Raw genomic sequence first — 12026 nt, forward strand, 5'->3', positions numbered from 1 at the left:
AAGGGATCCGATAATGCCACATACGCTGATGAAACAGCTGACAGAAATGAAACTGACGGGAATGGCGGCCGCGCTGTCCTCACAGATGGAGCAACCCGGCACTTACGAAGAGCTCTCCTTCAGGGAAAGACTGGCGTTGCTGGTCACGCGCGAATCACTCGAAAGGGATCAGCGTAAACAGAAACGTCTGCTACAAAAAGCCCGCCTGAGGCTTGAAGCCTCGGTCCAGGACATCGACTACCAGCCAGCGAGAAACCTGGAACGTTCTCGGATCGCTCAGCTAAGCCAGAACGAATGGGTGGTCAGGGGGCAGAACCTGCTGATAACCGGCCCCTGCGGTTGCGGCAAAACCTATGTGGGCTGCGCCCTTGGCAACAACGCCTGCCAGCAGGGTTACAGCGTACAGTACTGGAGACTGAACCGGTTGCTGGTTGAACTGACGCACAGCCGCGCAGACGGTAGTTACCGAAAGCAGCTGGCTCAGCTGTCAAAAACGCAGCTGCTTATCCTGGATGACTGGGGCCTTGAGCCGTTGCTGCCAGCGCAGCGTAACGATCTGCTGGAACTGATGGATGACAGATACGGAAAGAACGCCACGGTGATGATAAGCCAGCTGCCAACGGATGAGTGGTATGGCTGCGTTGGCGATAACACGCTGGCAGACGCGATCCTTGATCGTCTGATGCATAACTCCCACCGGCTGGAAATGAAGGGTGAGTCGATGAGAAAACGACTGGCACAGGTTGACTGAAAGTGAACGGTCGGTGTAATAAAAAGAAGTTAGGGCGCGTTAGGGAATAACGCGTTCACGTTCCTCCGGAATAACCGTTCAACTTCGCCAGAATACGCACGCGTACTTAATCAGTAGCCGTAACATCATAAACCCTCACTAATCCTGTAAGTTAACTTGCCCTGCACCGACCTATCTCCCCAGCGCAATCCCGGTTTCGCGGTGTCTGTTACGGCCGTATTTTCTCATTTCTCGTCAGCCACAGTGAGGCTCTTTCAAGAGCTGGGTTGTATGAAAACGACAAAAACACAGCCGACAATAATTTACAAAATAACTTGTTGACCCTGTATTTACTACAGGGTTTTTAATACACATCAACAGGTGAGACGGCGATGACGCCGGTATCACCAGATGACCAGATGACCAGATAACCCAAGGAATATGACCATGAAAAACATCAAACTGCTTGCTGCTGCCGGTATGCTCTCCGTAGTTTCTTTCTCCGGCTTCGCCCAGTCCGTCAGCGTTACTGCTGACACCCTGAACAACGCGGAAGCGAAAATTGCCGCTATCGCCCAGGAATCCGGTGCTTCGTCCTACCGCATCACCAGTGCAGACCAGAAAAACGTTGCCCGCGTGACTGCAGTACTTGATAAGTAATCCGGGACGGTATTACCCTGAACCTGAGCAGTAAACGCGTGAGATGGTCGCAGAGGGAACTGCCGGACTGACTGCCACTATAGTGGGGGTCACCTCCGGTTCCGCCGGCGACCTCACATGCGGACACACCCTCCAGGACAACCCTATCCCTGTTGTCCGTTTTCCTTGATGACTGTTTTAGTCAGGTTACCCCCAGGTAGCCTTTTTTTTTGTCCTTATCCCACCAGAAAAAACAGCGTAAGGGTGTTGACCCTGTATGAACCACAGGGTTTTTAATACACATTAACAGGTGAAACGGCGATATCTGATGAAGAGGAATATACAGATGAAAAAATTTAGCGTGACTGCAGTACTGATTCTGACTGGCATGCTCTCATCCGGAGCTATGGCAACCTCGTTCCTGCCGGAAACTTGCTCGGATATGGACATCTCTGTCCGGACAGACTATGTCAACCATGAAGACGTGAGCCACGTCTTTGACTGTCAGCCAGTGATCTGATGTAAAAAAACGGTCGGATTAATTTTCCTTTTAAGTGCGTTAGTGCCTTTGAATTTTTTTCGGGTCCAGAACTTCACCGCGGTCAGACCCAGCGGGAGCCCTGATGTCGTCACTGCCAGGCTCGAATGCATCAGGATCCCACAATTGACACCTGCATCATTCCCCATCTTGATTAGGTGTGATTGCCTGCAAATCCTACTGCATCAGGGTTATCCCGGTGGTAGCCAAATGTTGTGGTGTCCTGAAGCAGTAGAATCTTCTCACCTTGCAGCGCATATATCCTTTGACTGGTAGCCTCGGAATGTCCCTGCAGCAGGTGCTGCTCATCAATCCTGTCACTGGAAAGGAACCGGTAAGCGGCTTTTGTTGCTGCATTATCCTGGCAGGCAAAAGGGAGGCTGTTGCCCATCCCCCGCCAGAGTTTTTGCATGAGACTTTTAAAACGACTGGCACGGCGGCGATCGCTAAAGACAGAAGAATTAATTTCCTCATCGAGCCATGAAAGCGAAGTCTGTTCCTGATTAATCATTCAACCATCCCTGAAAGTAATTTAGCTGATTATCATAATGATTACCTTAATATAATTGTGGGTAGTTGCAAGTCTCGCTGGACGCTTACAATTAACCCAATTCGCTTGATACATCAGATTGATTCCCTCCCTGAAAACAGTGCCGGTCTAAACGGAAGTCTCCTGTCTTACAACCAGCAGAAACACGGTGCATAGGGCCAATCCATGGTATAAGCAGTCAGTCTGAAAAAAAAAGTCTTGACCCTGTAGCCACTTCATGGTTTTTGATATGAACTGGATTCGTACTTAGTGCAGCGGTAAACAAATACCTCATTATTTTCTGCCATTTTCCCTTCGTGTTACCGCGTATATTGATATCAGGCAAGCTAAAGGAATTACCTGAATGAGAATAGTTACACTCGTAATATCTGCTGTAGCTTTGATGCCGGGAGTTACAGTCCCTAATGCGATAGCCGGTTTTATTGAAGACAGTAAGGCCAATCTCACACTCCGCAATTTCTATATTAATACAGATAATCGCAGTGGGGACGGGTTCAGTAAACAGGAAGAATGGGGACAGGGGTTCATCCTCAATTACGATTCAGGTTATACTGAAGGGCCAGTGGGATTCGGACTGAGCACTCTGGGGCTACTGGGCATCAGACTTGACGGAGGAGGTAAAGCAGGCTCACCGGCGTCAGGTCGGCAACCCGGTACAGTATTTCCGCTAGACAATGATGGCAGAGCGGTTCATCAGTTCGGTAGCCTGGGGGTTACCGGCAGGGCAAAAATATCTGATACGGAACTCCGTTATGGAACGCTTCAGCCCAAAAATCCCGTCGTTATATACAACGATGCCCGCCTTTTGCCCATGACATATCAGGGAGGACAAATATCATCAACAGATATCGACGATCTGAGTCTGACCGGCGGCGTTCTCACACATACAAAAGGACGTAACTCCACAGATATGCGCGGAATGTCCATTGCCGGAGCCAATGGAAGTGGTCCCACTTCACGGAGCAGTAATCGTTTTTATTTCGCCGGTGGTGACTATACTCTTATGAAAGACATGACTCTCTCATACTATTACGGTGAGCTGGATAATTTTTACAGACAAAACTATATCGGACTGGCACATAACCTGAAAATCGTTTCCGGGAACCTGAAATCAGATATTCGTATATTCATCAGCGATGCAGACGGAAAGAACGGAAGTGCTGCAGGACGGAGTGCCGGATATGTAAGTACTGGTTATTACGGAAATAATCGCACAAAGGGAGAAGTGGACAACAATGTTTATAGCGGTCAGTTGACATGGTCTTCTGGAGGTCACAGTGTGAGCAGTGGTTATCAGTGGCTGACGGGGAAAAGTGACTTTCCATATCTGAATCGTGGTGATGGAGAAGGAACAAGCACCTGGTTAATTACTGATGCACAATTGCTAAAATTCAGCAGGGCGGGGGAGCGAACCTGGCTGGCACGGTACGCCTATAATTTTGCTGATGCAGGGCTCAAAGGGCTGAATCTAAGTATCCTCTATCTGAACGCCGATAATATTGATACCGGGAATGGGCGAAAGGGGGAATGGGAACGGGATATTGCCCTGAGTTATACTATCCCCGAGGGAATACTTAACGGACTTGGCATCTCCGTAAAAAATGCCACAATGCGCAGCGCTCTGCCTGACACAAGTAGAAAAGGCTCTGCTGGACAGCGTGACCAGGATGAAACCCGGGTTACAGTCAGTTATACCCTTCCTCTTCTCTGATATAGTGTTTCCGGTCTGTTGTGCTGTTGAGCAGGACAGACCGGAATGACGTTCGCAGGCAGCAGAAGATTTATATCTGGCTGTCAGTCCGGTAGTTATTTCTGTCCCGGTTCTCCACTCAGGTCCGACTTAAAACATATCGTTTTTACTGCCATTTAAATAAAGAGTAGCCTTGCATGTCATTATTATCAGTTTTAAAGTATCCGGATCCCAAATTGAAGATCATTGCAATGCCCGTCGAACATATTTCACCGATAACCCGGCAATTTATTAAGGATATGATTACCACTATGTACGGTACATCCAGTGTAGGTTTAACAGCAACCCAGGTTGGTGTTCACCAAAGGATTGCTGTAATTGATGTCCCTGAATCGCTGGTGCAACCAATAGTATTAATTAATCCGGTAATTGCTGAGAGTAAGGAAGAAAAAAATATCACTGAGGAAAAATGTCTTTCTATACCAGGAACCAGTCGTTTTGTATACCGTGCAGAGAAAATAAATGTCACCGCTCTTGATGCTTTTGGGAATACAATAAATTTTAGTGCAAGTGGTACTCTCTCGATCTGTATACAGCATATGATAGACCATATGAACGGGATTCTATTAACTAAGAGCCTATCTCAATAGGACTTTATTCCAGACGATAAGACCACAGGCAAAATGCAACATAGCCTCGTAATTTTCGGCCTTCTTTTTCCATCGGGTCAGAACCCGGCGAAAGCGATTCATCCAGCTATGAGTCCTCTCAACGCCCCAGAGAGGGGCTTTGAAGTCCCTGTTTTTACTGGCGTCAGACTCCTCTTTACGGGACTGAATATGTGGCTCGTAACGGCGACTCTGCAGATACGTTTTCAGCCATCCAGCTTCGTAACCTTTGTCCAGACAGAGCCTGAGTTTCCCCCCGGATGCCCCGCCTGAAGGGCATCGAGCGTATCCGCAACCAATTTGATGTCGTGCGTGTTCGCTGCTGCGACGACCAGCGACAGAGGAAGCCCCCTGGCGTCCGTCAGCAGGCTGCGCTTTACACCTTGTTTCCCTTTGTCCTTAGGATTGCGACCTGTTTTTTGTTCCTGACAGCGGCGATTTGGTCATACAACCGTCCATCGACAACCAGGACCAGTCAATGCTGTCCAGATGCTCGCAGGCAAGCAAACCGTTCTGCCAGAAGCGCTCAAAAATGCCTGAATCGTGCCACTCCTTAAAGCGCCGGTGTGCAGAACTCGATGAACATATCCCGGTGGCGTTCAGACAACCAGTCCTGAGGAAGAAGAATATGGCATCCATGGCAGCGCGGTTATCAACGCGTTTCCTGTATGTATCGAGTGGATGGCTGGTTTTGTGCTCAGGGATACCCGGTCATTTTTTTAGGCTCGATGCAGAAAAACAATGAAGTTTCAATTTTATCATTGCAAGCCTTTCATTCACTAAAACTCCTCGGCCAATCCGAAACTGGTGACTGTAGTAATTTCTTACAGGCTAAGACTTGCAGTAACTTGAAGGTAAGGGGGAGGATGATAAAAATTCATGAAGATCGCACTGAAATAATTCATTAAATCGGTTATTGAGTTGGATTGGCGCAAAATAATTAAAAATGTCTTTAAAACATAGCGTTATCCATTGAATAACATCAGACCACTAAAATGGCCTGATGTAAAGGATGCTAATACCTATCTCAGGCATCAATAGTGATATCACCGGCAGGAATGCACTGGCATGTCAAACATGCACCCTCATCAGAGGGTTCCACACCATTCAGATGCTGCACGTTCCCGGCAATCACCTTAGTTGAACAGCTTTCACATTGTCCAACACGACAACCACTAGGCATTTTAATCCCAAGTTTTTCTCCAAAATTCAGCAGAGTACCTTTATCCGTGGTCCAGATCTCTTCTCTTCCTGATTTTGCAAAAATTACTTTATGACGTAATGAGGGATCATTATTTATTTTTGTCGGAGAACGAAATATCTCGTAGAAAATAGCAAATGCAGGTACACCTCTCTCCTGAAGCCCTCGGGATATCGCATCCATCATAGGCTGCGGACCACACATGTAATAACGAGCATTATTCTCAATAAGATATGCCTCGACATCTCCCGCACCAACATAACCAGCTCTATCATAATCCAATCCTGGAATATCACAGTCGAGGGGCTGGTTGTAGATATTAATTACTTTAAGCCTGTCAATAGACGCATTTAGCTCCGCAATTCTTTTCTTAAACGCATGTAGCCTACTATTTTGATTAGCATAGAAAAGCCAGATTTCCGGACCTTCCGCTTGGGGGTTAATAGACTCCAGATAGGAAATGAATGGAGTAATTCCAATACCGCCAGCAAATATTACGACAGGCTGGACGGCATTGAGCGGGACAATGAAATTCCCCCCAGGAGGCGTAAGTTCAACATCCTTGCCTATCTGCAAATGCGTGTTTATGTAGGATGACATTATTCCTTCTACATATTCACCTTTCTCATCAGTCGCTTTCTGATGACGGACAGAAATGGAATAGGTTTTACGGTCATGAACAAACGCAGGGCCTGTCAGCGAATACGCCCGGGTAACGATCTCTTCAGAATCGCTCATCGGACAACAGCTAACAGTGATATGCTGGCCCGGTTCATAATCAGGTAAGTAGCCTTCACTATTCGATTGGAAGGTAACTGTCGTAACATTATCTGCTTCTTTTTTCAGTTCAATGACTTTGAATGTTTTACGACCTTCCCAGGGGCGTCTTATCAGCTCAAAATCATTCAAGCGGCGAATGCGGCAGCGGAATGAACGCAAAGGTAAAGCACCGCTGACTGGATCATAGCTATCACCGCTGATTAAGCTATTGTAATTGCTACTGTACTCACCTTTAACCGGGTATGAAGGTTTGCCAAAATCAGGACAAGCCTGCCACCACCCAAACTCAGCAATTACAGTTTCATGAGAGAGTTTGGCTTCCACTTTTGCTCTAAATCGAGCAAGACCTGCTCTCGTTTCAATTTCTACCCAATCCCCCGTCTTGATACCTTCTTCGTCAGCCAGAGCTGCCGAAATGTCTACCGTTGGATAAGGTGCTTTTTTTCGTAGGCTAGTCAGGCTTCGATGTTGGCTATGACAGAAGAATCCGCTTTTAACGGATGTCAGCATTAGTGGATAATCAGGATCGTTGCGCTGGTATTCTTGCGGCTGTACATACTCAGGTAAAGGATTGTAACCATAGCGATGAAGGATCTCAGAGTAAAACTCTGCACGTTTTGTTTCTGTATTGAAACCTGCCAGATATCCACTATTTGGGTCTCTGAAAGCATATTTTCTGACTTTATGCTCAAGCGGGATATCGTAACCTTCTGGCTTATTTCTGAGCATCTCAACAGTCAAACCTAATGGTTCTAGTTGATAATTCCAGGCTGCCTCAATATTGCCGTCGAAGAACGCTTCATTCATTCCTAACCGGCATGCAAGATCGAAAACAATCTCAAGGTCGGAACGGCTTTCACCGCGCGGAGAGACCATTTTTTTTCTCAACTGAATGTGGTCCTGAGCAGCAGCACTACTTTCAAACCCGGTTCTTAGGCCTTCGCGCTCCCAGGCAGTGTTTACTGGCAGAAGGATATCAGCATACTTTGATGTAGGCGTTTCAAACAAATCTACATGGGCATAAAACTCAAGTGCCTCAAGCGCCTGTTGTCCGAGAGAAGTATCACTTTGTGAAAGTAATATGTTGGCACCAAAGCCAATTAACCCGCGAATTTTATAGGGTGTACCTTCTAATACTGAATGCCAGATATCCTGAGAATGAACCCAACCTTGTGAAGGCGGCCCGATAGGCCTTTCTTCAAGACCTAATGCTTTATCCCATTGTGATTTTGGCATCAGTGTCGGTGAATTAACCACATTCACCGGGTGGCTGGCATAGATTCGATTACATCCTTCCTGATCGAAACAACCGGTTAAAGCATACAGTGTCGCAATCGCACGTTCTGTTTGGGTGGCATTAGTGTGTTGTGCCACTCCAGACCAACTGTGGTAGGCGATTTTCTTGGCCCCGGCAATCAAACTCGCAGCGGCTTCAATTGATGCAACAGATACCCCGGTGATACGGCTTACGTTTTCTGGGTCATAATTAGCCAACATATCTTTAAAAGATGAAAACGCCGTTTGGCAGGAAATTTTTGCACCATCAGCTATTGCAACTTCAACATTACCCTCAAGTGCAGCTGTAGGCGTCAGCGTTTCTTCAGTTCGAGTCTCGGAATCGATAAATGTGACTTGCTGGTTGTGTTCGTCCCAAACTGTATAGCGATTACTGATGGCAAGTGGGTTAATATCTTTTTCCCGAAGAAAATAACCATTATCATTTCGAACCAACAAAGGACCATTAGTCCAGTTTCGAACAAACTCATGATTAAACAGGTTTCTTTCTACCAGGAGATGGCTTAACCCCAAAGCTAATGCACCGTCAGTTCCAGGATTGACATCAAGCCAGGCATTTGCTTCTTTCGCTAAAGGTGTCGGGCGAGGATCCACGACGATCAGTTTTGCACCGTTATTTCGACCAGTACCAATCGCACTAGCCTGGGCAAGCCAAGTATTCGCGGGGTTATGCCCCCAAAGAAGGATAAGATCGGCATGGGAATAGTCAGCAACAGGGATGCCGCAGCCAAAGGTCCATCGATGTGCAACGTCTTTATGCCAGTTACATATTTCAGTTCCATAGCTGGTGTTTGGGCTGCCATAGATACGAACAAATCGCTCTAACCATTCAATTGCATCGCTGAGGGGGGTACCGCTTGGGCTCGTAAAACCGAAAGCGACAGATTCAGCTCCGTTCTCTCGTTTAAATTTTTCCAGTTGTCCGGCTATCGTTGACATAGCCTCTTCCCAACTTATACGTTTCCAGCCCGGGTTCTCGGCACCTTTAGGATGGGTTCTCTTCATCGGGTACAGAATTCTATTTGCGCTGTCCACCAGCTCAGGTGCCGCTTTGCCCTTCATACACATGGCCTTACCATTAGGATGTTCAGGGTTGGCCCGTACCTTGATCAGGTGGTCATTTGCTACTTCATTCAACGTCCCGCAACGCGAACGGCAAAGTGTGCAATATCCGGGAATAATATCTGACATTGTAAACCTCACTACTAAAAACAGTTAATATATTTTAAAAACCACATTGCTTTCTTTTCACCCAAGAATTACTAACCCAATTAATGTTAATATCATCTTGTTTTGTGGGCGTAATTTCAGTTGAAATTACTGTCATATATGGGTAGCGGCTAAGTAATTTCAGGGCCAGAATCTGATTCCTGCAAACCGTTAACATCTGCAAGATACAGTGCACGCAAAATAGGGCATTCAGGCTTATCATCCCCTGCACAGCAATCAGAAAGCGTTGTAAGTATTGATGCCATACGCTGAAATTCTTGAATTTTTACAGTCAACTCGCGGATGTGTGACTCGACTAATTTTTTCACATCAGCGCTTTGGCGCGAATGGTTACCCCAAAGACAGAGAAGTTCTCCTGTTTGCGCCAGAGAGAAACCTAACTCCCGACATCGACGTATAAAATGCAATTTGTACACATCAATATCGCTGTACATCCGATACCCGGCTGCAGTTCTTGCAACTTCCGGTATTAATCCCGCCTCTTCGTAATAGCGGATCATTTTGGCGGAAACTCCGGATAACCGGGCAGCATCACCAATGTTCATCCTTACCTCCCAAAATGTATTCTGTTAATATCAGATCCAGTTTCAAATGACGTCGTTTCTGACACTCTTACCTTGCATACGTAGTGATACGGTTACCGTTTGGCTCATCAAGACTTAGTCGATATCCAGCCTAGACCTTCCCGTGGTGGTAAGGTCAAGAAAAAAATCATCAAGATAAGCTGTGTAAAAAACCAGATGTGACGAACATACTCATATCCCTTATGACCACATACTTAATGACTCAAAACACTCTTCTTTGGGTTTAGAAAGGATGGTTTCTCTAGTGGCATCATTTTTATATTCACCAACACTCACTAATTCCCATGATTCGACATCATTCAACAGTGCAAGCATCAACTTATTATTTAATGCATGCCCTGACTTATAAGCATGGTAGGCGCCAATAATATTATGGCCTGATACAAAGAGGTCTCCAATCGCATCCAGTGTTTTATGTCGCACAAGTTCGTTATTAAATCGCAGACCTTCCGGATTCAGAACGCTATATTCATCAAGCCCTATCGCATTGTTCAAACTTGCCCCTAACCCAAGACCTTTTTGTTGTAGAAGTTCTACATCACGAACAAATCCGAAAGTTCTGGCATCAGCAATCTCGCTAATATAGTTTTCTTTCGACACTTCAATATTTAATCTATTAGTCTCAGCAGAAATCAAGGGATGCTTAAAATCAATCATAAAATCGATCGAGAACTTTGAGTCTGGATGCAAAAGAGCCCATTTGTCGCCATCTTTTACGGAAACCGTTTTTTTTATCAGAAGATATTTTTTTAGCGCACACTGCTCTATCAAACCAGCGTGCATTATTGAGTCTATGAATCCTCTGGCACTCCCATCGAGAATGGGAAGTTCTGGAGCATCGAGCTCCACCAAGAGGTTATCAAGCCCCATGCTAGACACCGCAGAAAGGAAATGCTCGATTGTTGAAACTCGAACTCCCTGAGGGTTGATAATGCTTGTTGCCAGCATAGTGTCATGAATCTGATCGGCACGGAGCTGAATATCAACAACAGGAGTTACATCTGTTCTACGGAACCGTATGCCACTATCGGCACCAGCAGGCATGATTTTCATGTTAACGGTTTTACCGCTATGCAAGCCAATACCGTTTAATTCAACAATATTCTTGATAGTTTTTTGCTTGATCATGGAGACCTCTGTTTGCTCTAGCGACTAGGCAGAACGTCCGCAACAAGGTTCCATTGATGATTCCCCCTATTGCTCTGTTCATCGTCCTCGCTACTCTCGACTTGGTTCCATTAAAAACCATGAAGTTGATATAGGGTCAAGATTTTATACGATATACACATCAAGCATCTTGCATGAGTCGCACTGACTGACCCGGGTTAGTTACCATCATATTCTTTATGGTTGAGACCATACGGAAATCAGTGAATTAAAAATATTTATTCATCCAAAACACAAATGGTTTTAAGAAAGCCTAATGCCCTTCTTGTAAAATTATTCAAGATAGTCAAGTATGTTTTTTATATTGTCAATTAAGGCGACATGCAGGTCAGGGTCATCACATTCATCTGAATGGCAATAGGAAATATGTTGAAGTATAATTCTTTTTTTGAATTCACTAACTGTACACTCCAACTCATACACCGACCGTACGATATCAATACAAGGTTCATCATCGATTAAAAAATCCTGCATTTTATTATACTTATCAGTCAGATCTTCTATCATAGAAATTAATACGGGGTCATTAACTAACATTGGCATATCTCTCCTCATAATCTGAAAGTAAAGATGGACACAGCGCTGATAAATTCCAATTCCCTTGCTTGCGGTACCGACCGGGAGGAAGATGAAACTTGTTTTTAAAAGCTCTCGTGAAAGTTTGTTGCGAATTAAAACCATACTGAAGTGCAATGTCTAGGACTGTTCTGGAAGTCAATTTCAGATCAATCGCAGCACATGATAATCGACGAGCACGAACATATTCACCCAGCGCAACACCGGTCGTCTGTTTAAACAAACGTTGAAAATGCCATCGTGAATACCCAGACTTCTCAGCAATAAATTCTACTGGCAAGGTTGTATTCAATGAACTTTCAACCCACTGCAAAATATCTTTGACAACACTTTCAGAATATTTCCTGGTGTCCATTCTCTCCCCCCAAACCATATTC

Annotated in this window: 11 protein-coding genes and 1 pseudogene; 5 read left to right on the forward strand and 7 right to left on the reverse strand. The window is 45.5% G+C overall.

Going from position 1 to position 12026, the window contains the following annotated elements:
* The first annotated feature begins 10 nt into the window (after positions 1 to 10).
* The 3 genes from istB (at position 11) to ACOTZP_RS06955 (ending at position 1889) form a co-directional block, all read left to right on the forward strand.
* Positions 11 to 751, forward strand: a complete 741-nt coding sequence (gene istB, locus ACOTZP_RS06945) for an IS21-like element helper ATPase IstB (RefSeq protein WP_269150626.1) — start codon at positions 11 to 13, stop codon at positions 749 to 751.
* A gap of 426 nt (positions 752 to 1177) precedes the next feature.
* Positions 1178 to 1390: a DUF1471 domain-containing protein gene (locus ACOTZP_RS06950; RefSeq protein ID WP_016154425.1), complete on the forward strand. Its 213-nt coding sequence runs from the start codon at positions 1178 to 1180 to the stop codon at positions 1388 to 1390.
* A gap of 307 nt (positions 1391 to 1697) precedes the next feature.
* A complete protein-coding gene (locus tag ACOTZP_RS06955; RefSeq protein ID WP_045890344.1) occupies positions 1698 to 1889 on the forward strand; it encodes a hypothetical protein in 192 nt (63 codons plus the stop codon).
* Between the two features lie 172 nt (positions 1890 to 2061).
* Here ACOTZP_RS06955 and ACOTZP_RS06960 read toward each other — a convergent pair whose 3' ends face one another.
* Positions 2062 to 2418, reverse strand: a complete 357-nt coding sequence (locus tag ACOTZP_RS06960; protein WP_016154428.1) for an IS4/Tn5 family transposase DNA-binding protein — start codon at positions 2416 to 2418, stop codon at positions 2062 to 2064.
* Between the two features lie 382 nt (positions 2419 to 2800).
* Here ACOTZP_RS06960 and ACOTZP_RS06965 point away from each other — a divergent pair, with 382 nt between their 5' ends.
* Entirely contained in the window at positions 2801 to 4168 is a 1368-nt protein-coding gene (locus ACOTZP_RS06965) for an OprD family outer membrane porin (RefSeq protein WP_016154429.1), read from the forward strand.
* A 176-nt stretch (positions 4169 to 4344) separates the two neighbouring features.
* Positions 4345 to 4797 (forward strand): peptide deformylase, encoded by a 453-nt coding sequence (def, locus tag ACOTZP_RS06970; RefSeq protein WP_016154430.1) that lies wholly within the window; start codon positions 4345 to 4347, stop codon positions 4795 to 4797.
* On the opposite strand, the pseudogene ACOTZP_RS06975 reads toward def, so the two are convergent.
* From ACOTZP_RS06975 to ACOTZP_RS07000, 6 genes and pseudogenes are all read right to left on the reverse strand, one after another.
* A pseudogene (locus ACOTZP_RS06975) lies at positions 4786 to 5520 on the reverse strand (IS5 family transposase). The gene def and the pseudogene ACOTZP_RS06975 sit on opposite strands and share 12 nt — an antisense overlap.
* Before the next feature lie 322 nt (positions 5521 to 5842).
* On the reverse strand, positions 5843 to 9283 hold the full coding sequence (locus ACOTZP_RS06980; RefSeq protein ID WP_023302365.1) for a molybdopterin-dependent oxidoreductase: 3441 nt from the start codon (positions 9281 to 9283) through the stop codon (positions 5843 to 5845).
* Between the two features lie 149 nt (positions 9284 to 9432).
* Entirely contained in the window at positions 9433 to 9867 is a 435-nt protein-coding gene (cueR, locus tag ACOTZP_RS06985) for a Cu(I)-responsive transcriptional regulator (protein WP_023336667.1), read from the reverse strand.
* A gap of 219 nt (positions 9868 to 10086) precedes the next feature.
* Positions 10087 to 11034, reverse strand: coding sequence for a UDP-3-O-acyl-N-acetylglucosamine deacetylase (lpxC, locus tag ACOTZP_RS06990; protein ID WP_023302364.1), 948 nt, complete (start codon positions 11032 to 11034; stop codon positions 10087 to 10089).
* Positions 11035 to 11346: 312 nt separating this feature from the next.
* Entirely contained in the window at positions 11347 to 11616 is a 270-nt protein-coding gene (locus ACOTZP_RS06995) for a hypothetical protein (RefSeq protein ID WP_223175622.1), read from the reverse strand.
* Positions 11600 to 12004 carry a helix-turn-helix domain-containing protein gene (locus tag ACOTZP_RS07000; RefSeq protein WP_071532327.1) on the reverse strand — a complete coding sequence of 135 codons (405 nt, stop codon included), beginning with the start codon at positions 12002 to 12004 and terminating at the stop codon, positions 11600 to 11602. The genes ACOTZP_RS06995 and ACOTZP_RS07000 overlap by 17 nt, the downstream gene beginning before the upstream one ends.
* Positions 12005 to 12026 lie beyond the last annotated feature (22 nt).

The organism is Enterobacter cloacae complex sp. SYL001 (assembly GCF_049237025.1).
GTDB classification, from domain to species: domain Bacteria; phylum Pseudomonadota; class Gammaproteobacteria; order Enterobacterales; family Enterobacteriaceae; genus Enterobacter; species Enterobacter intestinihominis.